The following is a 25,750-nucleotide window of genomic DNA, read 5'->3' as shown; positions in this document are numbered from 1 at the left end:
GTACTACATATCATCGCGGCAATGCTTCGCTGAGAAAGGACATTTCAAAACTGTGAGCACTGCTCTTGACTTTAGGTCGCTCTGAAGTGCATGCTTGTACTCAACAGAGAGCAGTGCTCACAGTTTCAGGAGTGATCAACATGGACAACGCGACTCGCCACCTCCCCCCGACCGGCATCGATCCGATCGTCAACAAGATCGCCAACCTGCTGCCCAAGCTGGGGATCAGCATCATGGGTTCGCGGCTGCTGGCCGTGCGGGGCCGCAAGAGCGGTGAATGGCGCACCACCATGGTCAACGTGATGACGGCTGCCGACGGCGAGCGCTACCTGGTCGCGCCGCGTGGGCACGTGCAGTGGGTGCGCAATCTGCGCGTGGCGGGCGACGGCGAATTGCGCCTCGGCCGCAAGACCGAGCAGTTCACCGCCACCGAGGTCGCCGACGCCGACAAGGTGCCGCTGCTTCGGCTCTACCTGGAGAAGTGGGGCTGGGAGGTCGGCAAGTTCTTCGAGGGCCTCACCAAGGACGCGACGGATGAACAGCTCACCGCTATCGCCCCCGGATTCCCGGTTTTCCGTATCGCGTGATCACGCCGAGGCGGACCGGCCTATGGCTTGCTCAAGAACTCGATGGCCGCGGCATAGCCGTGAATTCCCAGCCCGGCGATCACCGCGGTGGCGATCGGGGAGACGAACGAGTGGTGCCGGAACTCCTCGCGCGCGTGCACATTGCTGATGTGCACCTCGACGATCGGCACCTCGGGGATCACCAGGGCGTCGCGCAGTGCGACCGAGGTGTGGGTGAGGCCGCCGGGGTTGATGACGATGGCCGTCACCTCGCCGCGGGCCTGCTGGATCCGGTCGATCAGCGCGCCCTCGTGATTGGACTGGAATGCGATGACCTTGCGGTCGAATCGGGCGGCGGTGTGTTCGCAGAGTGCGACGACGTCGTCGAGGGTGTCGGCGCCGTAGATCTCGGGCTGGCGGGTCCCGAGCATGTTCAGGTTCGGTCCGTTGATGACGAGGATCGGACCGGTGGCCTGGACGGAATCTCCCATGCAGGCCACTGTAAGTCACAAGCCGGTCGGACCCTCCGAGCGCAGGTCGTCGACCTTGCGCATGGCTTCGCGGAGTTCGGCGAGCCAGGTTTCGGCGTGTTTGCCTGCGAGTTTGACCGTCCAGGCCAAGGCGTCGGCGCGGGAGCGGGCTACGCCTGCGTCGATGAGGGTGTCGAGGACTTGGCGTTCGGGCTGGCGTAGGCGGGTCATCACGGGCACGGCCAGGTGGGTGAACAGGATTCGTTCACCGTCTACACGCACGCCCCAGGCGACGCTGCGGCCGTAACGGCGCTGGGCCTCGTCGGCGATCTGCATGCGGGCCGGGCGGGTCGACTCGCGGAAGCGGGCGAGTGCGCCTTCTTTGGTGGCTGTCGAGGTGCTCGCGTCGCCGGGGACGGGCAGTTCGCCGACCACGACGATCTCGTCGCGGTCGATCTCGATGTCCACCGGCCCGGTGAACCAGTCGGCGGGCAACCGTCCGGCGAACCAGTCGGGGGCGTCGGCGGGATCGGGAAGGTCGGCTTGCTGCCAACCGCCGGGTCGGCCGAATCCGCGCTCGCGTCGATCGTTCCGCATGGAAATCACCTGCTGTCTCTGTAGTGCATGTTGCGTTGATTACAAGATTACGCCGATATCGGCGCACTGCATTCCGCTCTGCGTGAACGGGTGCGTACCGACTCGGTAAAGCTGATGCCGCGCGGTTGGATGGAGACGGGCTTGGGTACCCTCGCGTTGAATCGCCGGACAAATGGGAGATCCGCACCAGCTGGCGCGGCTGTCGGTACGGTTGACACAGCAGTTGTTGCCGCTTACTGGGCGAGGTTGGAAAACGGACCCTCATCGGGGCGAGATTTCCGGCACAATCGAGGTGTCGAGGTCGGGGAGTATCCCGACTGACCGGGGCATTGGAGACAGGTCAACTTCCGGTACGGTGTATTCGTTACCGGAGTGGCAAGAGTGAAGAGTGGGCGATATGGATGTGTGGGGATCCCGCCGCTTTCGCGTCCGGGGCGCAATGGCGATCGCGGGGGTTGCGACCCTCGCCATCGCGCTGTGCTCGTGCGGAGTGGGTGGGAAGACGAGCGAGTCGGAGACGGTGGTCCAACGGTTCACCGAGCTCCTCGATGAACAGGACTACGGCAAGGCCGCCGACCTGACCTCGTACCCCGCCGCCGCTTCGGCAACCTTGAAGCAAATGTTCGAGGGCCTGCAATCGGGCACCGTCGACTACGACGCATCCCAGGTGATCGACCTCGACAAGCAGTCGGCGATCTTCAGCATGGAGGTCGCCTGGAACTTCGGCGAGAAGAAGGACTGGACCTACACACTGCAGGGCACCGTCCGCAAGCTCGCCATCGGCTGGCGGATCTCCTGGGAGCCCGCGGTGGTGATGCCGCAATTGACGGACAACCGCACCGTCAAGCTCGTGCGCACGACCGCGAAGCCGCCCCCGAAGGTCGTCGATCTGCCGGGTGAGGCGCTGATGACCGAGCAGACGCTCAATGTCATCAAGATCGACCCGAGCCGCACCGGCGATCTCGTCGGTACCACCAACGCACTCGCCGACGCCATCGAACCGGTGGCGCCGCTGATCACCGGGCCTGCACTGATGCAGCAGCTGGCAGGCTCGCAGGGCCAGCCGATCGTCGCGGTGAACCTGCGCGACGGGGATTTCGCGATCCTGGAACCACGGATGGCCAAGGTGCCCGGCGTGGTGATGGAGAAGCAGCCCAAACTGATCTCGGCCGACCGGCGGACGCGCTCGCCGATGCTCGACGCGCTGCGCAAGGTGTGGCAGGACAGTCTCGAGGCCACCGCGGGTTGGGGTGTGCAGATCTTCGAGGCCGACGGCAGGTTCGTCAGCCAGGTGGCCGGATATCAGGGGCCTTCCGGGCCGGACATCGCCGCGACGATGGACCAGCGTCTACAGCGCGCCGCTGAAGACGCGGTGGTGAGCGCGGGGACTCCCGCCACGGTCGTGGCCATCCAGCCCTCGACCGGCGCGGTCGTCGCGGTCGCACAGAACTCCTACGCCACCGAGAGGGGCCCGATCGCCTTCACCGGGCTGTTCCCGGCGGGCGGCACGATGGAACTGTTCCGTACCGTCGCCGCGGCGACCAAGAACAAGCCGCCGCAGGACGTCACCGTGCAGGAAGCGGCCGAGGCGGCCACCGCGCTCGGCGTCGGCGTCGACTTCAAGGTGGCCGGGCTCGACGAGGTGACCGGGCGGATCAGCGCACCCGGCCGCAGCACCGAACAGGTGCGCCAAGGCGCGGGTGCCGACGCGGTGCAGGTCAGCCCCTTCGGGATGGCCATCGCGGCCGCCGCGATCTCGCGTGGCTCGGTGGTGCCGCCGATGATCGTGGCAGGCAATCCGGGCACCACCGATACACCTGTTCCCGCGCTGCCACAGCCCGCGGTCGACCGGTTGCGCGGGATGATGAACGACGGCATCAACAAGCCGGAAACCACTGCACTGCGCGGATTCCGCGATGTCACCGCATTCGCCGCGACGGGCGGCGCCGACGGGTGGCTGCTGGCGACGATGGGTGATCTGGTCTTCGCGGTGCACATCGCCGATGTCGACAGTGGTGACGCCACTTCACGTCTCGCGGCCGTCTTGCTGAAATCGCTGGCGACGCCGGAGCCGTAAGCACAGAGTTACCACTGATCAGTGGGCATGAACCCGCTCTCGAAGTCGATCTTGAGCGGTTACGCTACTTTCCGTGAAGAGATACGCGCCGTTCGGTATCGACGCTTTATTGGTGATCGTTTTCTGCGCGATCGGGAGGCGCAGTCACGACGAGGCTGTCATCGCCGGTCTGCTGAAAACGGTGTGGCCCTTCGGGATAGGGCTGATTCTGGGCTGGGTGGTGGCGGTGTACCTCGCGCGAAACACTCGGTTCGACGCAACGGCGTTGTGGCCCAGCGGAATCCTGATCTGGGCCGGCACCCTCGTCGGCGGGATGGTCTTGCGCGCCGTCAGTGGTCAGGGTGTGGCACCGAGTTTCATGATTGTCGCGGCCTGCGTGCTCGCGCTGTTCCTGCTGGGTTGGCGAGCGGCCATTCGCGCGCTGCGGTGATCAGATTCGTCGTTGCTGCTTGAATTCCTGCTCGTACTCGTGGTCGTCGGCCTGCGGTGTGCGGAACAGGAACGCGAAGACGATCCAGCCGACCACGGCGACCAGGATGAAGCTGACCAGCCGATAGACGAACGCGGCCGCCACGGCCTGCGCGGCAGGCAGCCCCGCGCCCGCGGTGAGACCGTAGATCAACGTGGCATCTACATAGACGATGCCGCCCGGGGCGAACGGAATGGACCCCACCGCCTTGCCTGCCGCGAACGCGATGAGCAGCCCGGACAATTTGGGGTCGGCACCGACCGCGAAACAGGCGGTGCCCAGACACGCCACGTCGGCGAACCGGTGCACCAGCGCCCACACCCCGACGAGCGCCCCGTCCTTTTTCCCCAGCTCCACCGACTCGAGCTGGGCCCGGATCTCGGCCAGCTTGGCGATCCCGTGATCGGCGGGCTTCTTCCGCAGCCGATTGATCAGCGCGAGCACCCGCCGGAGGATGGCCTCCAGCATGCCGGGATGGTGGGCCAGATAGTTGCCGATGAACAGGACCAGGCCGAGCACCACCAGCGAGCCGACGAATTTGAATCCGATCCCCTGACCGACCAGCGCGGCGCCGGCGATGCCGATCAGCGCCAGCCCGGCCGCGGCGACCACGCCCGAGAAGACCAGCTGCCAGGAGGCGACGATCGGGCTCGCGCCCCAGCGCCGAGTCTGGCGGTAGGTGAACGCGGTGGAGAAGACCTGGCCCGCGGGCAGCGTCAGCGACATCGCGGTCGCGCCGTAGACCACCGATACCGATTTCCCCTGGCTGACATCCACCCCGCCCGCGTGCAGCAGTTGCTTCTGCACGCGCCCGAATCCACTCATCGACATCGCCTGCAGCACGATGCACAGGAACAGCCATCCCCAGTGGATCTCGGTGAGCGTGCGCCAGGATTCGTGCAGGCGGGGCCACAGATACACGCCCTCGCCGATGAGCAGCGCGAGGATCACCGCGCCGAGCACCCACTTGACCCACCGGAAGCGGCGGCGGCGCTCGGCCGGTGCGCCTGCTAGGTCGCCGTCGGCCGTCACGGTCTCAGCCTAGCGAACGTGCCTGTTCTTCCTCGTCCGTGCGCGGCGCGGCGATCGCGGACTTCGGCCAGGCCAGGCGGGTTTTTCTGCGTCTGCCGCGCAATTGGACCTCGTCTCCGGTTATCCAATGTTCCTGCTCGCTTTCGTCGGCGAAGTAGAGCGCGCTGCCCGAAGCGAGAACGCGGCCGGGATGATCTTTGGCCAATTCGGTGAGCCGCGACGCCTCGTTGACGGGGTCGCCGATCACGGTGTATTCGAATCGATTTGCGGCACCGATGTTTCCGGCGACCGCAAGGCCCGCCGAGACGCCGATGCCGATGTCGAGGCTGGTCACCTCGCGGAGCGCCTCGCGCAGATCGCGGGCCGCGGCCAGCGCGGCACTGGGGGCGTCGGGGCGATCCAGCGGGGCGCCGAAGATGGCGAGCGCCGCGTCGCCGACGAACTTGTTGACGAAACCGTGGTGGCTGTCGATCACGTCGACCACCACCCGGAAGAACTCGTTGAGCAGGCTGACCACCTCGGTCGGCGGACGTTCGGCCGCGGCGGCGGTGGAGCCGACCATGTCCACGAACAACACCGCCACGAATCGGGTCTCACCGCCCAGTTCGGTGCCGTAGTCCAGTGCTCGCTGCGCCACGTCCTCACCGACGTGCTGGCCGAACAGTTCCTGCAGCTTGCGGCGCTTGGCCGCCTCGTCCATCATCCGGTTGAAGCCGACCTGCAGCAGCCCGATCTCGCTGCCGTCGTAGACCTCCACCTGCACATCGCGTGAGCCTGCCTGCACCCTGTTGATGGCTTGGGACAGCTGACGCACCGGGTCGGAGATCGAGGAGCCGGTCAGCATCGACAAGGCCAGCGCCTGCAGGATCACCACGCCGCACAGCAGCAGGATCGAGATCGCGAGGGACTTCGCCGAGAACTTCACATCCGAGGAGATCTGGGTGACGCACAGCAGCACGATCGCGATGGTCGGTGCGAAGGTACCCATGCCCCAGGTCATCGCCATGCGCGTGCCGACACCGGGGGTCAGCGTGTGGTCGAAGGTGCCCTCGGTCAGCGCCTCGGCGGCGACCGGGCGCAGGATGCGCTCACCCAGCATGTAGGTGAAGCCGAACACGATGGTGGCGGCCATACATTCGGTGACGATTACCGCGCCCGCCAGCTCGGGTGATTCGACGATGATCAGCGCGGCCAGGATCCCGCCGCCGATGATCCACAGCACCAGGTGCACGATCGACTGCCGCAGCGGCACGTGCAGCGCCGCCATCTGCTCGCGTCGGCTCGGCGGCCCGCCGCGCATCTGCCAGCGCATCACCGGCCGCAACATGAGCGCGGCGGCGAAGATGCTCAACAACGCGGCGATACCGAAAACGAGCAGCGGCGCGAGCAGACCGGTCTGGCGCACCCCACCCGGATCGCCCTCCGGAACCGGCAGGCCGTATTGAATGAAGGCCCACACCAGCACCGCGCCGAAGGCATTGGCCAGCAGCACAGACGTCAGGTACAGCGGCCAGCGCGTTCGCATGGTCTGTTTGACCGCTTCAAGTGGCGCTGACACGCTTGCCAATCTATCTGACCAAGTGCCCAGGTGATCAGGACAGGCGATCGGGTGGGCATTATCGCACCGACGCTCGCCCAGTACTGGGCGAGCTGTGGTCAGAACCTCTTTCAGAGGCGCCGACACGAGCACCGATCCGGCGTTCGGACCGATAGGCTCTCTCGAGTGACCGACCAGCAGGTAGATTCCGGGACCGCGTCGACACCGTGGCGCTCGGACGCCGAGGCAGTGCATCCCCTGGTCCGGAAAGCCGCGGCGTGGAGCTGGCGGCTGCTGATCATCTTCGGCGCGCTGCTCGCGGTGGGGATGCTCGTGCAGAAGTTCGCCACGGTGGTGATCCCGCTGGCCATCGCGTTGCTCGCCGCCGCGCTGCTCGCGCCGCTGGTCGATTGGATGCAGCGGGTGGGGATCCCGCGCTCGCTCGGCGTGTTCGTCGCGCTGCTCGGGTCGATCGGGTTGCTCGCCGGGGTGTTGACCTTTGTCGTCGAACAGTTCGTCGACGGTGTGCCGGGGCTGTCCAACGAGGTCACCAACAGCGTGCACAAGGTGCAGGACTGGTTGATCAACGGTCCGCCGCATCTGAGCGATCAGCAGATCCGCAGCGCGGGCGACACCATCGTGCGCACCATTCAGGACAACCGCGAAAGCCTGACCAGCGGCGCGCTGACCACCGCCACCGCCATCGGACATATCCTCACCGGCGCGTTCCTGATCCTGTTCGTCCTCATCTTCTTCCTCTACGGCGGGGATCAGATCTGGAACTTCATCACCCGGATCATCCCCACCGTGCACCGCGAAAAGGTCCGCACCGCCGGTGAATTGGGCTTCGGGACGCTGGTCGGGTTCGTGCGCGCCACCGTGGTGGTGGCCGCGGTCGACGCCATCGGAATAGGGGCCGGGCTCGCGATTCTGCATGTACCGCTTGCCTTGCCGCTGGCCTCGCTGGTGTTCATCAGCGCGTTCATCCCGATCATCGGCGCGTTCTTCGCCGGGTTCGTCGCGGTGTTCATCGCGCTGGTCACCAAGGGTCTGGTGACCGCGCTGATCGTGCTCGGCATCATCATCGCGGTGATGCAGCTGGAAGGCCATGTGCTGCAACCGCTGCTGCTCGGGCGGGCCGTGAGCATCCATCCGCTGGCCGTGGTGCTCGCCATCACCGCCGGTTTGGTCGTCGGTGGGATCGCGGGGGCGCTGCTCGCGGTGCCGTTGATCGCGGTGGGCAACACCGCGATTCGATACCTGCTCGCAGACAGTCCGGCGGAGGCGTTCGGCGAACTGGTCGGCACCGAGGAGCGAAAACGGTTCACCGCCGAGCCCGACAAACCCGAGCCCCCCGGCCGCTTCGATGTAGCGAAGCGGCTGCGCATGGAAGAAGCCGAGTCCGGCGATGCGGACCCACACAGCTGAGTTGAGCTCGGCCGACGCCGCGACCGCGCCACTGTGGCGGGCCGCGCAGGCGTTTCGGCTGGTCACGCTGCTGTACGCGATCGGTCAGCAGATCGCGTCGGTGCCGTATTACGAGAATCCGCGACTGAGCTGGATGCTGATCGCGGTGATGGCGATCTGGTCGGGGAGTTCGGCGCTGTTGCTGTCGCAGTGGTACTTCCCCGAGGCGACCGGGAAGATCCGCGGCTGGGTGGTGTTCGGCGATCAGGTGGTGACGATCGCGCTGATCGCCTCGACTCGACTTGTCGCGGACTACGACTGGTATCACGGGCATCAGACGCTGCCGACGACGTTGTGGATCGCGAACTCGGTGATCTCCATGGCGATCCTGCGCGGACCCGTCGCGGGTGTTGTTGCGGGGCTCGTGATGTCGGCAGTCGTGGTGACGGTGCGGGATCAGTGGGGGCAGGACGTCTGGGGTGACGCGACCGCGCCGGTGCTCGTTTCGGTGGGGTTAGCGCTCGGACTCGCGGCCAATACCGCTCGCCGGGCGCAGGGGCAGCTCGAACGAGCCCTGCGGATCACGGCGGCGGCGCAGGAGCGGGAGCGATTGGCTCGCGAGGTGCACGACGGGGTGCTGCAGGTACTGGCCTTCATCAAGCGGCGTGGCGGCGAGATAGGCGGGCCCGCAGCGGAACTCGCGCAGCGGGCGGGGGAGCAGGAGGTGGCGTTGCGGGTGCTGCTGTCCGAACAGGCCGAGCTGCCCGACCCCGATTCGGGCGAGGTGGATCTGCGGCCGCTGCTGACCGCACGCGCCACCCCGGAGGTGTCGGTGGCCACGCCGGGTGATCCGGTGCTCGTCGGGCGGGTGGTCGCGCAGGAGATCGCGGCGGCGGTGACCACCGCGCTGTCGAATGTCTCGCTGCACGCCGGGGTAGACGCGAAAGCCTATGTGCTGCTGGAAGACACCGGTGACATGCTGGTGGTGAGCGTGCGTGACGACGGGGTCGGGATCGCGACGGGACGCTTGCGCGCGGCCGAAGCCGAAGGGCGGATGGGGGTTTCGCGGTCGATCGTCGGGCGGGTCGAGGCGCTGGGCGGTAGTGCCGAGTTGCTGACCGAGGGGCAGGACCTCGGTACCGAGTGGGAATTCCGGATTCCGCGCCACCCGGCGCGCTGAGAAGAGGAGCTGGGCGATGCCGGTCATTACGGTGATGGTGGTCGATGACCATCCGATGTGGCGTGAGGGTGTTTCTCGTGATCTCGCCGAAGCCGGTTTCGAGGTGCTGGCCACCGCGGACGGTGTCGGCACCGCTTCGCGGCGCGCCGCGGCCGTGCGGCCGGATGTGGTGTTGATGGATATGCAGCTCACCGATGGCACCGGGGTCGCGGCTACCGCCGAGGTGTTGCGGGTTTCGCCGCACAGTCGGGTGCTGGTGCTGTCGGCTTCGGCCGAACGCGACGACGTGCTCGACGCGATCAAGGCCGGGGCGAGCGGGTATCTGGTGAAGAGCGCGTCGGCTGCCGAGTTGATCGATGCTGTCACGGCCACTGCCGCAGGTCAGCCGGTGTTCACGCCCGGGTTGGCCGGGTTGGTACTCGGGGAGTATCGGCGGATGGCGACCGCGCCGGTGGCCGCCGATCAGCCGCACCGGCCGTCGTTGACCGACCGGGAGACCGAGGTATTGCGGATGGTGGCCAAGGGATTGTCGGCCAAGCAGATCGCTACCCGATTGAACCTTTCGCATCGGACGGTGGAGAACCATGTGCAGGCGACGCTGCGCAAGTTGCAGCTGGCGAATCGGGTCGAGCTCACGCGCTACGCGATCGAGCAGGGGCTCGAGTAGCCGCAGTGATTAGGGGTTTGCCCTGATGCGCTACATGGGTGTGGCTCGCTACCCTCGATGGCATGGGCGGTCCTGAATCCCTCTTCGTACCCGGCGCCGCGACGGCTGGTCCCGTCGGTGACCGTGAGCTGCGTGTTTCCGATGCCGAACGTGAACATGTCGGGCAGTTGCTGCAGCGAGCCGTCGGGCTCGGCATGCTCTCGCTCGGGGAGTTCACCGAGCGGATGGATACCGCGCTGGCCGCCAAGACCCGCGGTGAACTCAACGCCGTGCTGGTCGACCTGCCCGGTATGCGGGTGGCGGGTACGCCGCAACCCGCCGCCATGCCGCGTCCACGACACGTCCCGGTTCCGGCCGGTGGGTCCAATCCGAGCGCGATCCGTAGTCGGTTGTCAGGGGTCAATCGACGCGGGCCGTGGCAGGTGCCGCCGGTGCTGCATCTCAACAACCTGATGTCCAGCGTGACCTTGGATTTCACCGAGGCGGTCATGCAGACGCAGATCGTTGAAATCCAGGTCGACGATTACTGGACGAGTCTGAGCTTGCTTGTGCCCGCGGCGGCGACTGTTGACCTCAACGGGTTGGATTTGGTGGGGTCCTCGGCTAGTAGCAAGGTTCGAACCGGGCCGCCCATCGGTCCGCTTCATCTTGTCGTGCATGGGCGCATCCGCTTCGGTTCTGTCACGGCGAAGTATCCATTGATGGTTCAGTGGAGACGTTTCTTGGGGTCGTGAGCGGGGTTACCCGGCCCTGGGCTGTTCGGCGGTTCACGGGTTGAGGTTTGAATTCGCGTAGGAACAGTGGGTAGGGCAGGGGTTTCTACTCATGTTCGGTGGTCGTTTCGGGCCGACTATGGGTTTATGAGTACCGCTATCGATCCCGCGCTGGTTGCGCGGCTCTCGGGGGAGTTCACCGCGCTCGGCGTCCGGATGGGGCAGCTGGGGGGCGATCTGGATGTGCTGTCCGCGCAGTTGCGGGGGGAGGTGTCGCGAGCGGGGAGTGCGGAGGCGACGTCGTCGGGTTCGGCTGCTGAACAGGCTGATTCGGATGCGGTTTCCGGGGTGCCCGGAAGCGGTGTGGGCGAGGTCGGCGTGCCTCCGGAGCCGGGTGGAGCGTCGGGTGGAGGTGGCACGCAATATGTTGCAGGGCACGCGATTCCGGGTGCACCGGCCAGCTATGTAGGTCCGGTTGGTGGCGTGGCGTACGGGTCGGCGGGATGGCCGATGGATGCGCGGTACGGCGGGCCGGTGGGCGCCGGGGCGAGTGGGGCGGCTCCGAATCGGTCGGGTTCGACCGGGATGCACGGTGGACCTGCCACGTCTTACGGCCCGGCAGGGGTGCCTCCGAAATGGGTAGGCCCGACTGGGCCGCAGGCTGGGCGGGCTGTGCCGTACGGGCAGGTTGGGCAGCCGGCAGGTTGGGCTGGGGCGCCCGGGCGTGGCGCTCCGGGGTGGGTCGGGGGCTCGGGGCGTGGCGGGCAATTCGGGCCGCCGCGCGCGGCTCGGGTGCCGTGGTGGCAGCGGGAAGGCGTTATTTCTCGAGTGCTCGCGGTGGCCGGGGTCGGGGTGACCTTGGTCGGTGTGCTGATGCTGTTGGTGTTGGCCGCGCAGGCGGGCTTCTTCGGACCGGTGGCGAGAGTTGTTGCTGGGGGCGCACTGTCGGCGGTTCTGGTCGGGCTCGGGTGGCGGGTCTTCGGGCGTCCTGGCGGGCGCGTCGGCGGAATTGCGCTGGTGGCCACGGGAATTGCCGGGTTGTATCTGGATGTTGTCGCGGTGACCGGGTATTACCGGTGGATCCCTGGTGGTGTGGGGCTCGCGGTGGCGCTCGGGGTGGCGTTGGTCGGGTTGGGGATCGCGGTGCGGTGGCAGTCTCAGCCGCTGGCGGTGGGAGTCGTGTTGGGTGCGGCGGTGTTGTCACCGGCGTTGACGACCGAACTGATGCTGCTCGGGTTCCTTGTGGTGTTGCAGGCGGCGGGGGTTCCGGTGCAGATGCGCAGGAATTGGCCCGTGCTGCACGTGGCGCGTACCTTGCCGGTGGTGCTCGCCGTGCTGGGGACGGTGGCGTCGATCGGGATCGAGAAGGCGATCTCCGGCGCTGAGGCGGAGCAGCGGCAGGGACTGCTGGTCGCGGCGATCGCCTGTGCGGTGGTCGGGCTGGTCGGTGCCCTGCTCGCGGTGCGACGTAGGCCCGGCGACATCACCGCGAGCATCACGATCGCGCTGACCGCACTTCCGGTGCTCGCCGCCGCCGTGCTGTTCGACCGGGTAGTGAGCGCTTCGATCACCGCCGTGCTCGCCGCCGTTCTCCTCGGCCTTGCGGCCACGGTGCTGATCCCGCGTCTTACGGCGACTCGTGGGCACGAACATTCGGCAGTGGACACTGCGAAGGTAGATCCCGGCTCCGCGAGTGCCGCGGTCGTTCCGGCGGGACTGGTCGGACGGTTGCGCATTGCCCGGCATACGGCGCTGGTGGCGGGACTGACCGGTGCGGTCGCCCTGTTGCAGACCTGCACGATCGCGACGGGCGGTCACCCTCGACTGTTGCCGACCATGTTGTTCGCGGTCGGCCTCGCGTTCCTCGCGGTTGCCGCGGCGAGTCGCACGAGGGTGGCCGCGGGGCTCGGTATCGCGTTCGCCCTGCTGGGCGGGCTGGTGATGCTGGCGATCGCTACGCCGGAAACGCTGGCACTGCAACGACTCGCGGACCGCGACCTCGATATCTCGACGGCGGTGGCCGCGGTGGTCGGGTTGGGCGTGGCGGCGATGGTGGCGTGGACTGTGCCGCGGTTGCCCCGGTGCGACGAGCCCGCGCTCGTCACCGGAGTGTGGATCTCGGTGAGCATCGCCGGGCTGTACTACGTGCTGGTCGCCGCGGTATCACTCGGCGTATCTCTCGGCGGCGCAGACGGTTTCATCGTCGGCCACAGCCTGGCGACCATCGTGTGGATGGTCGCGGCGACCGGCTCGCTGTTCTACGGTTTGCGCCGACTGTCCAGCTCGCCCGCCGTCGCGAAAGTCTGCCTGGTCTCCGGCCTGCTGGTGGCCGCGGCCGCACTGGCGAAGCTGTTCCTGTTCGACCTCGCGACACTGTCGGGCTTGATCCGTGTCACCGCGTTCCTGGCGGTCGGAATCCTGTTGCTACTCACCGGAACCCGCTACGCGCGCGCCTTCGCCGAGGCGGCGCCGCCTCGCCAGGCGCCCTGAGAAGACCTGACCCTCAGTCGTCCTCGCGCCGACGCAGAAGTTCGTTCACGCTGACAGTCCGGCCTTCAGCACCATGATGGCGACCTTCGTCCTCGGCTGTACCGCGGCGCGACGAGCGCAACTGAGCCATCCAGTTCTCGATCTCATTGCGGGTATCGGCCGGGGGCTCGCCGGATTCCGGTGCGGTGGAATCGGTTTCCGCCGCAGCGGCGGCAGCTTCCGACGACACCTCGGCGGAGGGCTCCGAGGGCGATGCGGCGGGGGACGGGACGGCGGTGAAACCCGAAGGGGCCTGCCACCGACCGTCGGTGTCGGTCGTCGGTGCCTCGTCGGCTGCTTTCCGACCTGTGGCAGGTGTGTCACCGTTGCCGCCCTGGATCGGCGAACTCGTCGGCGAACTCGTCGAATCCGGTTGCCGGGGCGTAGGAGCGGTGTCGCGCGTGACCTCGGTGAATCCCGGTGGCGCCACCTGCGGGCGCACCAGGTCTGCCTGGCGAGCCGAGTCCGACTGAGCGCCGGACGGATTGGACGCACCGGAGAATTCGGCCGGGTGATCGACGGCGGGGCGGGTGCGGTCGCTCGCACTGCCCTGCGAGGAGGGCGTGACCGGCGAGAACCGTGGTCCGCTGTCCTGGTCGGGCGTGTTGAAACCGCGCGGCGTGCCCGGTCCGGTCATGCCGTTGTTCCACGGAGTGCTCGGCTGCGGTTCGACGGGCACCGCAGTGCCGAAAACGCTCTGCGGGGGGATCGGCGAATCGGGTTCGGTCTCCGCGCGGGCCGCACCGCCCTGGTGCGACTCGGCACGATGTGTGCCGGGCGCCGCCGAGAGGTCGGGACTCGGTGAGGCGAATCCATGTGGGTGCGAATCCGCTTCGCGCACTTCGGCATCAGCCTGGTCGGACGGACGGCTCGGCTCGGCTGGGCGGCCCGAATCAGGTGCGGGGGAGTCGGGCCTGACCGGCCGCAGGTTCGACGCCGTCACAGGGCTGAACCCGTTGAAGGTTCCGCTCGACGGAGTATCACCAACGCGAGGAGCTGTCTCGCCCGAGGGCGCGGGTGTCGGCTCGTCCGCGCGAGGTGCCGGTGTCGGCGTGCTCGGCGGCGTATTGACGATCCTCGGTGCGGGCGGCGGGACGATTCCGCGGGGCGGCGGGGTCGCCGTGCTCGGCCTGGCCGGGGGGACGATGCTCGGCCGTTGCGGCAAATCCGCCGCAGGCGTACCGAATCCGGCGCCGTCGCCGGTCTCGTTCGGCGTCGACACCCGAGGTGCCGGCGGAGTCTCGCCGATCACGCCCGGGGTGTACCCCGTAGGCGGCTGCACGCGCGAGGAACCACGCGGCGCAGCCCCGGTGACGATGCCGGGCAGGTCGAGGTCGGACCCGCTGTCGCCGGCCGGACGGGAAATCGAAGGGCCGCCGGTGGTTTCGGTGATGCCGAAGGCGGTGTCCGGTGTAGCGGTACGAGACGGCGAGTCGGCGGTGCCGTTGGTCTGTCTGAGCCCGTTGGTGGAGCGAGTGGCCCCACCGGGCCCGGTTTCGGGGTCGCCGAGGTCGCTGTGGGTTGCGGGGGGCGTGCCGAAGCTGGGGCCGGAATAGCCACGGTCTTCGTCCGGGGCGGTATCCGGGGTCGAATCACCGTGTCCCTGAGTGGGATTCGGCGTACCCGGCTTCACGATCGGGAGGACCTGAGTCGGCTCGCCGGACACGTACTTCGGCAGCTCGAACTCGGCGTCTTCCTGCTTCGCGGCGCCTTCGGCATCGGATTTCGCGGGCGTACCCTGCTTCACCACCGGCAATTCCCGTGTCGGCTCACCCGAGGACAACATCGAGGCCCGGGGGCGCGTCGGATCGGGCGACATCGGCTGGCGCGCACGTGCGTGCTCAGCGGATTCGGCATCGGTGACCTTGTCGATGCGCTGGGTCGGTGCCTCGGCCTCGATCTCGGCGACCGTGCGCGGCCTGCGGGGCGTGCGCGCCAGCTTGGAGTCGGGGACCGCCGTCATCTGCATGGTCGGCGGGTCGGTGATCGGGGTGGTCTTCACCAGGTCGACCACGCCACCGTGCTCCGGGCGTTCGTCGTCGAGGATGGGTTCGCCCAGGCCGATCTTCTCCTGGATGCGCTTCATCCACTTCGGCGCCCACCAGCAGTCGTCGCCGAGCAGCTTCATGATCGCGGGGACCAGCAGCATGCGCAGCACGGTGGCGTCGATGAACAGCGCCGCGATCATGCCGTAGGCGATGTACTGCATCATCACCAGATCGGAGAACGCGAACGCGCCGGTCACCACGAGCAGGATCAGGGCGGCGGCGGTGATGATCCGCCCGGTTTGTGCGGTGCCGATCCGCACGGCTTCGGTGGTCGACGCACCTTGGGCGCGCGCCTCCACCATGCGCGACAGCAGGAAGACCTCGTAGTCGGTCGACAAGCCGTAGATGATCGCGATGATCAACATCAAGACCGGCGCACTGATCGGCTGTGGTGTGAAGTTCAGCAGCCCGGCGCCGTTGCCGTCGATGAAGATCCAGGTCAGGATGCCGAGCGTCGCGCCGAGACCGAGCGCGCTCATCAACGCGGCCTTGATCGGCAGCACCAGCGAACCGAACGTCAGGAACATCAGCACGGTGGTGGTGACCAACACGAGCAAGATCATCCACGGCATCAGTTCCAGCAGCGTGTCGATGCTGTCGGCCATGAGCGCGGGCTGACCGGTGACGTACATCGTGACGCCGTCGGGTACTTCGATCGAACGGAGATAGTCGATCGTCGGTTCGGCGTTGCCGGTGGGATCGACCAGGGTCGCCGAGGTGCGGAACACCTCCGGGTTGGTCGGCGACTTGGTCGGCACGGCGAACGGGCCGACCATTCCGGGGGCCTGGTTGGCTTCCTTCCAGACCTGACCGATCGCGTTCGTGTCGTCCGAGACGAAGACCAGCTGGATCGGGTCGGTCTTGCTCTGTGGGAAGACCTCGTAGAAGTGCTCGAGCGCGGATCGGGCCTTGTTGTCCGGCGGGAGGTACTTCTCGTTGATACCGCCGAACGCCAGATCCTTGACCGGGATGATCAGCAACAGCAGACCGACGGTGATCGGAATGGCGATCTTGAGCGGGTGTTTCATGACCCAGCGGGTCGTGTTGCCCCAGAAGCCGTTCTCGATCTGCTCGGCGGTCTTGGTCTTGCGGAACCGCTTGAGGCCGAACGAGTCGACGCGCGGGCCGAGGACGGCGAGCATCGCGGGCAGGATCGTCACCGCGGTCAGTGCCGCCAGGGAGACGGTGGCGATGGTGCCGTAGGCGACCGATCGCAGGAAGCCCTGTGGGAACAGCAGGATGCCGCCGAGACTGGCGATGATCATCGTCGCGGAGAACACGACTGTTCGTCCAGCGGTCATCACCGACCGCCGGACGGCGGCGCGCGTGGAGTAACCCTCCGCCAGTTCTTCGCGGAAACGACTGACTATGAACAGGCCGTAGTCGATCGCGAGGCCGAGACCGATCATCGACACGACACCGCTGACGAAGGAGTTGACCTCGGTGAAGTTGGTCAGCACCATGACGATGCCATTGGCGCCGAGGATCGTCAGACCACCGATGACCAGCGGCAGCGCGGCCGCGACGATGCCGCCGAAGATGAAGAACAACAGCACTGCCACCGCGGGGATGGCCAGCACTTCCATCCGTTTGGTGTCGTGCGCGATCGTGTCGTTGAGGGTGACCGCGATGGCTTGGAGGCCGGAGACCTCCACGTCGACGCCAGTAATGTAGAAGACGTCCTGCACGGCACGGTAGTTGGCCATCATGACGGTGTCGTCGTTGCCGACGATGGCGATCGAGGCGAACGCGTGCTTCTTGTCCTTGGAGCCGAACGCCGACGGCACGGCGGGCGCGTCGCCCACCTTCCAATAGGTGCCGTTGATCTTGTCGATCTGATCAGGGTGTTCGGCGAGGGCCGTGGTCAGGCTGCCGACGACCTTCTGCTGGAACTCCGGGTCATCGATCGTTTTGCCCTCGGGGGCGTTGTACATGACGATGACGTCGGCCATGTGGTCACGGCCGTAGGAGCCGTCGGCGATCTGCGCGCCCGCCACCGATTCCGAGCCCGGATCGAACCACCCGCTCGATGTCAGGCGGGGGCCGAGCCCCATGCCGTAAGCACCCAACGCCAACAACGCCGCACCGACGACAGCGATGACGGCGAAGCGGAACCGAAAGACCAGATCGCCCCAGCGGGTGAACACTTAAGCGACTCCTTGACCAGGGCGAGAAGTGAGTAGTGCCGACAGCGGCCGGAAAGGCTGCAGCCAGGCACCCTCGTCGGGCAGCGACTCGAGGCTCACCCGCGGTAGCGGTTCGCGGAACACGCCAGGGATGTCCTCGAGGTCGACGAACCCGAGGGTATCCGAAGTGACGGCCCAACTCGCGTGCTCACGGAATCCGAGCACCTGAGCTGGGATTCCCTTGGCCGCGATGGCCTCCAACGGTTCACGGAACGCCTGACCGTCGGCCGAGGCGACCATGATGCCGGCTAAACCGCCGTCGCGTTGACGGGTTGCGATGTGCGCGAGCATGTCGGCGTCGACATCGGAGTCTTCGTCGATCTTGGGCTTGGCGAACACCGCGAAACCGACATTGCGCAGCGCTTCCACCCAGGGGCGGACCACGTCGGCGGTGCCGGGGGCGATATTGGTGAAGACGGTGGCCTCGGCCTCGATGCGGCCCTTGGAGGCCACCGAGATCTCGGCGGTGCGGGCCAGCAACCAGCGGCCGAGCGCGTCGAAGCGGGGGCGATAAGCGGCGGTGGGCCGTCCACCGAGGATGGCGCCGAGCCCCATGTCGAGGTTCGGCGCGTCCCAGACCAACAGCACACGTCGAACATCGGAACCGCTCAACGCCTCGGAGCCGGAGCCTGCGGGGGCGGGCACCGGCATCTCGGGGGCGATCTCACTCACGCTCATCTGTCGATCTTCCCCCATATGAACTCGTTGATGGCGCTACCGGCACGCAGGCCTTTGCCCTCGAACTTGGTGACGGGCCGTTCGAAACCGATCGGCGCGGTAGTGCGGTTGACGGCGCTGTCGCCACCGGTGGTGTCGTTCAGGCCGGTGAACAGCGGTTCCTTGGAGCCTACTTCGAGAATATGCTCGGCGTAATCCGCGTGGTCGGTGGCCACGTGCAGCACTCCGCCCGGCTTCAATCTGCTGGCTATCAGGGCGAAAGTCGGCGCCTGTAGCAGTCTGCGCTTGTGGTGGCGGGCCTTGGGCCACGGGTCGGGGAAGAACACCCGAACGCCGATCAGCGATTCCGGGGCAACCATGTTCTCGAGTACGTCGACGGCGTCGCCGCGCAGCAATCGGATGTTCTCGATCTGTTCGCGCTCGATCTGCTGAACCAGCTGGGCGAGACCGGGCTGGTACACCTCGATGCCGATGAGGTTCAGGTGCGGTTCGGCCTTGGCCATGACGGCCGTCGCGGTGCCGGTGCCGGTGCCGATCTCGATCACCAGCGGCGCCTCGCGCCCGAACCAGGCGTCGGCCTCGACCGGATCGTTGGACACATTGCGCCCGATCACCGGCCACGTGTTGTCCCACGAGGCCTGCTGGTTCGGCGTCAGCGCGCCCCGCCGCGTGCGGAAGCTCGTCACGCGCGGGTACAGCCTGGAGCCGGTGAGCGAGCGTCGGCCCGCGTCGTTCGGCATCTCCGACAGCTTGTGGCTGGTCGGCTCGGCGTGGTCGGCGGCGTCGTTCACGTCGTCCATTGTCCAGCATGCGCGCGGGTGCGTCGCAGCCGAGTTCGTGGGACCGCTGATCCGCCCAGGTCGGCCGAAGGTTCGTCCGGCCCCGGCTCGGCGCGGATCTGACACAATGCCCTCCGAAAAGGGGGTGGGCAGAATGTCGACAGCCACCGAATTCGCACAGACACGGCCCGCGGATCAGCTCGACGAGCTGATCTCGGCTCTAGGTGCAGGTCGCGGGGGTGATCCGGGGATCGCCGAACAGCTCGCGACAGCGGCCGCGAGCCGTCGTCGTCCGCTGCACATCCAGATCACGGGTCGTGCGCTCAGCGGGCGCACGACCGTGATGGCCGCGCTGGCGTTGTTGTCGGCGCAGGAGACCGCGCCGGTCGATCAACCCGAGCTGCCCGATCCCGTCCTCGACGGCGATCTGGTCATCTATGTGCTGGCCGGTGCGCCGCAGGCCGCCGACTATCGCCTGCTCGCCACCGTGCCGCAGGGTCGCGGTGTGGTGGTGCTCAACAAGGCCGACGCGGTGGGCGCGCGCTGGGGTGAGGCCGTGGCCGCGGGGCAGCGGCACGCACAGGAACTCGGGATGCCGATCGTGCCGATCATCGCCTCGGTCGCCGCCCGCACCAGGGCGGGAGCGGTGAGCGCCGCCGATCTGAGCGAACTGCGCAGGCTCGCGGTCGGCCCCGATGTGCCCTCGGTACTCGCGGCCGATCTGTTCATCGGCGACGGCTCCGACCAGGAAGCCCGTCGGCGGCTGATCGCCAACTGGGACCTCTACGGCGTGGACTGCGCGCTGACGGCTCTGCGCGCCGACCCCGAACTGCCCGCGTCGGCGATCATCCAGATCCTGCACTCGGCCAGCGGGATCGATCCGCTGCACAAGCTGGTCCACCGCCGGTACGAGCAGGTGGAAGCGGTACGTGGCGGCGAACTGCTCGACGAGCTGACCCGGCTGGCTGCCCGCGCGGTCCCCGGCGACGGTGGACGCGCCCGCGAACTGATCGAGCACTATCTCGCCGGTGACGAAGCGCTCTGGGCCGGTTTATGCGCCGGATTGGCCTGCCCGCAGGTCTCGCATCTGGCCGCCGGCTATCCGTCGCCCGCGCCCGGCGACGCCGACGAAGCGCTCGCGCGCGCCACCCGCTGGCGTGCCGTCGTGTCCAGCGACATGCCCCCCGCCGCCCGGCGCGCCGCGCTGCGCGTCCACAACGGCTATGTCAGAGCCTGGGAGCGGATGTCCAGTGCAGGCCTCTGAGGTCCCGCCCGACCAAGGATCGGCCGATGATTCCGACGCCCTCGCGCCTGCGGTAGACGCGGTGATCGACCGGTGGAACCCGCAGGGCGGCGCGCTACTGCGGGCGATGGCCGAGGCGGGCGAGGGCACCAGCATCACCTTCTATGCCTCCGACGACGCCAACACCACCCTCCTTCGCACCGAACTCGCCCGCTTCGAACCCCATATCGACCTGGCCGATCCGGCCGCGCTCACCCCCGAGAACGAACCCGCTGCCGTCCTCATCCTCTTCGACGCGGGCAGTGTCCTCGGCGCCGACATGTTCGCCCTGATCGACCGCCTCCGCGCCGCCGACCAGCGAATCCTGCTCGCCATGAACGGCTTTCACGCCTATCAGGACTGGCGCGCGACCCGCGTCCGCAACCTCGAACTGCTCGCCGCGCGCGGCATCACCGACCTCGACATCGTCGCCGTCTCGGCCAGGCTTGCCGCCGCGGCCCGCGCCACCGACGACTCGGCCCTGCTCGATCGCTCCGGCGTGGCCGGACTGCACGCCACACTCGCGGCGGCCACCGCGCGGCGACCGACCGACGGCGCCCAGCGCCGAACCGCCGTGCGCACCCGCGTACTCGCCGACACCAGGGCGAGAATCGACGAACAGATCGCCGCGCTGCGCTCCGGCACAGACACCGAGCGGATCAGAGAGGAGCGCATCGGCCTGGTCGCCGAGCGCGACGGCGGCCGCCAGACCGGCCTGGCCGCCGTGCGCAGCCAGGTCCAGCTCTCCCGCGTGGATCTGACCACCGAACTCGGTGCCATGGTGCGCGCACTACACACCCGTTCCCGCGCCGAACTCGACCGCTGCGACCGGGCCGAACTACGCGCCTATCCCCAGCGCCTGCAGCAGGCCGCCGGTGAACTGTCGGCCTCGGTCGACGCCGTCATCGACGAACGGGTGACCGAAGCCGCCCGCCGGATCGGCACCGCCGCCCCGACCACCCGCCGCCGTGATCCGGCGCCGCGGGTCGGTCCCGATCCCGACAAGAGACACCGGGGTGTCGAAGATCACCTCATGATCGCGCTCGGCGCGTCGGCGGGTGTCGGCCTCGGCAGGTTGGTCGTGGCGCCGCTGTCTCTGGTGCCGACCCTCGACGTGGCGAGCGTCCCGGTGACATTGCTGCTCGGCGCCGGCGCGGCCGCGTGGGTCGTGCGCGCCCGCGGTCAACTCGCCGAGCGCAACCACATGGCCCAGTGGGTCTCCGAAGCGCTGGTGAATATCAAAGCCCAGCTCGAACAGCGTGTCGCCGCGGTGCTGGTGGATATCGAGGCCGAATTGGCCGAGCATGTGGTCCGGGAATCGACCGCGCGGGCGATCGCCGTGGATCGGCGTGTCACCGAACTCGACGCGCTCGCGCGCAGGCTCGTCGCGGAGCGTCCGGCACAGCTGACCGCCTGTGAGCGCGACATTGCCACGCTCGATCAAGTGTGAGCGCGGGATTGACCGATACACCTGTGGGTACCTGTAATGGAGCCCGATGCCATATCGGTCGTCATATCGCGTTAACCTTGAGGCAGGAACCTGGGCGTCCGCTCTTGCCAGTCGATGCGCGGCCAACGTCCGTGTACGGCCTTCCTAGCCGTCTATCGGGGTTGTGCGACGGTTGGTCACTGCGGACGCCTAACCGCCCATGGTGGCGATCGATGGATCGAACAACCGCCCATCTCAGGAGAGTTTTCATGACCTCAGCGACCATTCCTGGTCTTCGTGGATCCGACGGCAAGGCGCCGACCGAGCACAGTGAACTGCTCGCCTGGGTACAGGAAGTCGCAGAGCTCACTCAGCCCGATCGCGTGGTCTGGGCCGACGGCTCCGACGCGGAATGGGATCGCCTGACCACTCAGCTGGTCGAGGCAGGCACCTTCAAGCAGCTCGACGAGAAGAAGAAGCCGAACTCCTTCCTCGCGCTGTCCGATCCCTCCGATGTGGCCCGCGTCGAATCGCGCACCTACATCTGTTCCGCCACCGAGGCCGATGCGGGCCCGACCAACAACTGGGTCGACCCCGCCGAGATGCGCGCCACTATGACCGAGCTGTACCGCGGCTCGATGAAGGGCCGCACCATGTACGTGGTGCCGTTCTGCATGGGCCCGCTCGGCGCCGAGGACCCCAAGCTGGGCGTGGAGATCACCGACTCCGAGTACGTGGTCGTCTCGATGCGCGTGATGACCCGCATGGGCGCCGCCGCGCTGGAGAAGCTCGGCACCGACCGCCCGTTCGTGAAGGCGCTGCACTCCGTCGGCGCGCCGCTCGCCGAGGGCCAGGCCGACGTGCCGTGGCCGTGCAGCGACACCAAGTACATCACCCACTTCCCCGAAGACCGTGAGATCTGGTCCTTCGGTTCCGGCTACGGCGGCAACGCGCTGCTCGGCAAGAAGTGCTACTCGCTGCGCATCGCCTCGGCGATGGCCCACGACGAGGGCTGGCTGGCCGAGCACATGCTGATCCTCAAGCTGATCTCGCCCGAGAACAAGAACTACTACGTCGCCGCCGCGTTCCCGAGCGCCTGTGGCAAGACCAACCTCGCGATGATCCAGCCGACCATCCCGGGCTGGCGCGCGGAGACCCTGGGCGACGACATCGCCTGGATGCGTTTCGGCGCGGACGGCCAGCTCTACGCCGTGAACCCGGAGTTCGGCTTCTTCGGTGTCGCGCCGGGCACCAACCACAGCTCCAACCCCAACGCGATGGCCACCATCGACGCGGGCAACACCGTCTACACCAACGTCGCCCTGACCGACGACAACGATGTGTGGTGGGAGGGTCTCGAAGGCGACCCGCAGCACCTGATCGACTGGAAGGGCAACGACTGGACCCCCGAGTCGGAGGGCCACGCCGCGCACCCGAACTCGCGCTACTGCACCCCGATGTCGCAGTGCCCGACCCTGGCGCCGGAGTGGGACGACCCGCAGGGCGTGCCGATCTCGGCCATCCTGTTCGGCGGTCGCCGCAAGACCACCGTTCCGCTGGTGACCGAGTCGTTCGGCTGGGAGCACGGCGTGTTCATGGGCGCCACGATGGGCTCCGAGCAGACCGCCGCCGCCGAGGGCAAGGTCGGCACCGTGCGCCGCGACCCGATGGCGATGCTGCCGTTCCTCGGCTACCACGTGGGCGACTACCTCAACCACTGGATCGACCTCGGCAAGAACGCCGACTCGAACAAGCTGCCGAAGATCTTCTACGTCAACTGGTTCCGTCGTGGCGACGACGGCCGCTTCCTGTGGCCCGGATTCGGTGAGAACTCCCGCGTGCTGGAGTGGATCGTCGGCCGCATCGAGGGTCGCTCGGGCGCCACGGCCACCGCGGTCGGCAACGTGCCTTCGGCTGCCGATCTCGACCTGGACGGCCTCGACGTGGTCGCCGCCGACGTCGACGAGGCACTCTCGGTGAACGCCGACGAGTGGCGCAAGGAGATCCCGTCGATCGAGGAATGGTTCGAGTTCGTCGGCGACAAGCTGCCTTCGGGCGTGCGCGACGAGTTCGAGGCCCTCAAGGAGCGCTTGGGCTAGTCCCCCGCAAACACTGAACCGCCCGTACCGATTCGGTACGGGCGGTTCTGTTTGTCCGGGGCGGTTCTGTTTGTCCGAGTTCGTCGGACGATTCCCGCGGTCTCTTTCTGGGTACATCTTTCGGTGTCAGAGAGTCGCGTGTGGCGGCAGCGTTACCTTCGCCTATATTTCCTCTCGAGCTGATACCCCTGCGAGACTCCTGCACCGCCATGCGGTCAACGACGAGATCGACGCTGAGAGGTGGTTTGACGCATGACCGATCTGGTGACCGGATTCGAGTCCGACACCTATTCGAGCACGCCCATGCAGCGCGTGGCGGGCCGACTGGAGCGAGTCCTGCCCCCGGGCTGGCGGGTCGAGGTCGTCGACCTACCTGCCCGGGGTGAGGTGGCCGCCCAGCCGGTTCTCCGGGTCCATATGCCGGACCTCTAGCCGGTCCAGCACGGATTACTCGGCAGTCCAGCAGTGTGATGTGCACGCGTGGGTCGCGTGCACATCACGGATTACTCGGCAGTCCAACCCATCGGCATCAGGACGGACTTCTGTTCGCAGAACGCGTCGAGGCCCTCCGGGCCGTTCTCGCGGCCGATACCCGAGTTCTTGTAGCCGCCGAACGGTGCCGTCGGGTCGAAGGCGTACCAGTTGATCGCGAAGGTGCCGGTGCGAATCCGGGCCGCGACCTCGACGCCGTGCTCGATATCGGTGGTCCACACCGAACCGGCGAGACCGTAATCGGAGTCGTTGGCGATGGCGATGGCCTCGTCCTCGGTCTCGTACGGGATCACCGAGAGCACCGGGCCGAAGATCTCCTCCTGGGCGATGGTGCTGGCATTGTCGACGTCGGCGAAGATCGTCGGCTCCACGAACCACCCGCGCTCCACGCCCTCCGGCCTGCCGCCACCGAGCACCAGCCGAGCGCCCTCGGCCTTGCCCTTGGCGATATAGCCCTCCACGCGATCGCGCTGCTTTTCGCTGATCAGGGGGCCGAGCTGGGTCGCGGGATCGGTCGGATCGCCGGTCTGCATGGTCTTGACGTGCGCGACCAGCGCGTCGACGATCTCGTCATAGCGACTGCGCGGCGCGAGAATTCGCGTCTGCGCGACGCAGCCCTGTCCACTGTTCATCAGCCCGGAGAACGCGAGCACGGGAATGCTCGCGGCCAGGTCGACGTCGGGCAGCACGATCGCGGCCGACTTACCGCCGAGCTCGAGCGATACGGTCTTGAGCTGCTCACCGGCCAGCGCGGCCAGCTTCCTGCCGACGGGGGTACTGCCGGTGAAGGTCACCTTGTCGACGCCGGGGTGGCTCGCGAGATACTCGCTGGCCTCGGCCTCGGCGGGCAGCACCGAGAGCACGCCGTCGGGCAGACCGGCTTCGGTGAACAGGTCGGCGAGGATATTCGCGGTCAGCGGAGTCAGCGGCGAGGGCTTGAGCACCACAGTGCAGCCGGCCAACAGGGCGGGTCCGAGCTTGTTCGCGGCGAGGAACAACGGGACATTCCAGGCGGTGATCGCGGCGACGACACCGCGCGGTTCCCGTGAGACACGCGAGGTTCCGAACAGGCCGACTCGAGTCTCGTTCCAGGCGAACGTCTTCGCGAGCTCGGCGAGTGCGTCCAATGCCGCGACGGCCGGAATCTGGTTGAGTGTCAAGGCCGCTAACGGCGGCGCACCCATCTCCGCGGTGAGCGCGGCGACCAATTCCGGCGAACGCTGCTCGATCAGCCGGGCAACCTTGGTGAGTACCTCGGCTCGTTCCAGTGGGGGCGTCGATGGCCACGGCCCGCTGTCGAACGCGTCGCGCGCCGCGGCGACCGCCGCGTCGACATCAGCATTCGTTACCGCGGGCACGCTGCCGACGGTCTCCTCCGTTGCCGGGGAGACTACCGAAATGCGGTCACTACCGGCGGGGGTGGTCCACTTCCCGCCGATGAACAGACTGTCGTAGTGCATGAGAACACGTTACAGTTTTGCGGGCGAATTGTCTGCAACCTGTTCTAATTCGC

The 25,750-nt window shown here is 67.5% G+C and carries 20 protein-coding genes; 12 read left to right on the top strand and 8 right to left on the bottom strand.

Going from position 1 to position 25,750, the window contains the following annotated elements:
• Nucleotides 1-140: 140 nt before the first annotated feature.
• Entirely contained in the window at nt 141-587 is a 447-nt protein-coding gene (locus IBJ82_RS30595) for a nitroreductase family deazaflavin-dependent oxidoreductase (protein ID WP_194829455.1), read from the top strand.
• 20 nt (nt 588-607) lie between these two features.
• On the opposite strand, the gene aroQ is transcribed toward IBJ82_RS30595, so the two are convergent.
• Together aroQ and IBJ82_RS30585 are read right to left on the bottom strand one after the other, a co-directional pair.
• A complete protein-coding gene (gene aroQ / locus IBJ82_RS30590) occupies nt 608-1,057 on the bottom strand; it encodes a type II 3-dehydroquinate dehydratase (RefSeq protein WP_194829454.1) in 450 nt (149 codons plus the stop codon).
• 15 nt (nt 1,058-1,072) lie between these two features.
• The gene (locus IBJ82_RS30585) at nt 1,073-1,633 is read right to left on the bottom strand and encodes a hypothetical protein (RefSeq protein ID WP_194829453.1); all 561 of its coding nucleotides are present in this window, start codon (nt 1,631-1,633) and stop codon (nt 1,073-1,075) included.
• A gap of 397 nt (nt 1,634-2,030) precedes the next feature.
• On the opposite strand from IBJ82_RS30585, the gene IBJ82_RS30580 reads away from it, so the two are divergent.
• Nucleotides 2,031-3,710, top strand: a complete 1,680-nt coding sequence (locus IBJ82_RS30580; RefSeq protein ID WP_228537902.1) for an NTF2-like N-terminal transpeptidase domain-containing protein — start codon at nt 2,031-2,033, stop codon at nt 3,708-3,710.
• 73 nt (nt 3,711-3,783) lie between these two features.
• Nucleotides 3,784-4,140: a DUF3054 domain-containing protein gene (locus IBJ82_RS30575; RefSeq protein WP_194829452.1), complete on the top strand. Its 357-nt coding sequence runs from the start codon at nt 3,784-3,786 to the stop codon at nt 4,138-4,140.
• Here the strand turns inward: IBJ82_RS30575 and IBJ82_RS30570 are convergent, their stop codons facing one another.
• Both IBJ82_RS30570 and IBJ82_RS30565 read right to left on the bottom strand, forming a co-directional pair.
• Nucleotides 4,141-5,211 carry a YbhN family protein gene (locus tag IBJ82_RS30570; RefSeq protein WP_194829451.1) on the bottom strand — a complete coding sequence of 357 codons (1,071 nt, stop codon included), beginning with the start codon at nt 5,209-5,211 and terminating at the stop codon, nt 4,141-4,143.
• Nucleotides 5,212-5,215: 4 nt separating this feature from the next.
• Entirely contained in the window at nt 5,216-6,736 is a 1,521-nt protein-coding gene (locus tag IBJ82_RS30565; protein WP_194829529.1) for an adenylate/guanylate cyclase domain-containing protein, read from the bottom strand.
• A 198-nt stretch (nt 6,737-6,934) separates the two neighbouring features.
• Here IBJ82_RS30565 and IBJ82_RS30560 point away from each other — a divergent pair, with 198 nt between their 5' ends.
• The 5 genes from IBJ82_RS30560 to IBJ82_RS30540 all read left to right on the top strand — a co-directional run bounded on the left by IBJ82_RS30560 (nt 6,935) and on the right by IBJ82_RS30540 (nt 13,205).
• Nucleotides 6,935-8,176, top strand: a complete 1,242-nt coding sequence (locus IBJ82_RS30560; RefSeq protein ID WP_194829450.1) for an AI-2E family transporter — start codon at nt 6,935-6,937, stop codon at nt 8,174-8,176.
• Nucleotides 8,157-9,335 carry a MacS family sensor histidine kinase gene (gene macS, locus IBJ82_RS30555; RefSeq protein ID WP_194829449.1) on the top strand — a complete coding sequence of 393 codons (1,179 nt, stop codon included), beginning with the start codon at nt 8,157-8,159 and terminating at the stop codon, nt 9,333-9,335. Before IBJ82_RS30560 ends, macS begins: the two co-directional genes overlap by 20 nt.
• Nucleotides 9,336-9,351: 16 nt before the next feature.
• Complete coding sequence (locus IBJ82_RS30550; protein ID WP_194829448.1) at nt 9,352-10,002, top strand: response regulator transcription factor; 651 nt, start codon at nt 9,352-9,354, stop codon at nt 10,000-10,002.
• Nucleotides 10,003-10,064: 62 nt separating this feature from the next.
• On the top strand, nt 10,065-10,736 hold the full coding sequence (locus IBJ82_RS30545; protein WP_194829447.1) for a DUF1707 domain-containing protein: 672 nt from the start codon (nt 10,065-10,067) through the stop codon (nt 10,734-10,736).
• A gap of 816 nt (nt 10,737-11,552) precedes the next feature.
• Nucleotides 11,553-13,205, top strand: coding sequence for a DUF2339 domain-containing protein (locus tag IBJ82_RS30540; RefSeq protein WP_370585550.1), 1,653 nt, complete (start codon nt 11,553-11,555; stop codon nt 13,203-13,205).
• A gap of 13 nt (nt 13,206-13,218) precedes the next feature.
• Here IBJ82_RS30540 and IBJ82_RS34930 read toward each other — a convergent pair whose 3' ends face one another.
• From IBJ82_RS34930 to trmB, 3 genes are read right to left on the bottom strand one after another with little or no spacing between them, the layout of a single operon-like run.
• Nucleotides 13,219-17,439 (bottom strand): MMPL family transporter, encoded by a 4,221-nt coding sequence (locus IBJ82_RS34930; protein ID WP_370585549.1) that lies wholly within the window; start codon nt 17,437-17,439, stop codon nt 13,219-13,221.
• Nucleotides 17,440-18,156: an NYN domain-containing protein gene (locus IBJ82_RS30525; RefSeq protein ID WP_194829445.1), complete on the bottom strand. Its 717-nt coding sequence runs from the start codon at nt 18,154-18,156 to the stop codon at nt 17,440-17,442.
• Nucleotides 18,153-18,956, bottom strand: a complete 804-nt coding sequence (trmB, locus tag IBJ82_RS30520) for a tRNA (guanosine(46)-N7)-methyltransferase TrmB (protein ID WP_194829444.1) — start codon at nt 18,954-18,956, stop codon at nt 18,153-18,155. Before trmB ends, IBJ82_RS30525 begins: the two co-directional genes overlap by 4 nt.
• Before the next feature lie 133 nt (nt 18,957-19,089).
• Here trmB and IBJ82_RS30515 point away from each other — a divergent pair, with 133 nt between their 5' ends.
• The 4 genes from IBJ82_RS30515 to IBJ82_RS30500 all read left to right on the top strand — a co-directional run bounded on the left by IBJ82_RS30515 (nt 19,090) and on the right by IBJ82_RS30500 (nt 24,177).
• Nucleotides 19,090-20,199 (top strand): hypothetical protein, encoded by a 1,110-nt coding sequence (locus tag IBJ82_RS30515; protein ID WP_194829443.1) that lies wholly within the window; start codon nt 19,090-19,092, stop codon nt 20,197-20,199.
• The gene (locus IBJ82_RS30510; RefSeq protein WP_370585548.1) at nt 20,186-21,667 is read left to right on the top strand and encodes a hypothetical protein; all 1,482 of its coding nucleotides are present in this window, start codon (nt 20,186-20,188) and stop codon (nt 21,665-21,667) included. Before IBJ82_RS30515 ends, IBJ82_RS30510 begins: the two co-directional genes overlap by 14 nt.
• A 248-nt stretch (nt 21,668-21,915) precedes the next feature.
• Nucleotides 21,916-23,745 (top strand): phosphoenolpyruvate carboxykinase (GTP), encoded by a 1,830-nt coding sequence (locus IBJ82_RS30505; RefSeq protein WP_194829442.1) that lies wholly within the window; start codon nt 21,916-21,918, stop codon nt 23,743-23,745.
• Nucleotides 23,746-23,997: 252 nt separating this feature from the next.
• Nucleotides 23,998-24,177 carry a hypothetical protein gene (locus IBJ82_RS30500; protein ID WP_056823702.1) on the top strand — a complete coding sequence of 60 codons (180 nt, stop codon included), beginning with the start codon at nt 23,998-24,000 and terminating at the stop codon, nt 24,175-24,177.
• Nucleotides 24,178-24,248: 71 nt separating this feature from the next.
• Here IBJ82_RS30500 and IBJ82_RS30495 read toward each other — a convergent pair whose 3' ends face one another.
• The gene (locus IBJ82_RS30495; RefSeq protein WP_056823700.1) at nt 24,249-25,697 is read right to left on the bottom strand and encodes an aldehyde dehydrogenase; all 1,449 of its coding nucleotides are present in this window, start codon (nt 25,695-25,697) and stop codon (nt 24,249-24,251) included.
• Nucleotides 25,698-25,750: the final 53 nt, after the last annotated feature.

The sequence above is a fragment of the Nocardia sp. XZ_19_231 genome, from assembly GCF_015355705.1.
Lineage (GTDB): Bacteria > Actinomycetota > Actinomycetes > Mycobacteriales > Mycobacteriaceae > Nocardia > Nocardia salmonicida.
This window is presented reverse-complemented; position numbering and strand designations above follow the sequence as displayed.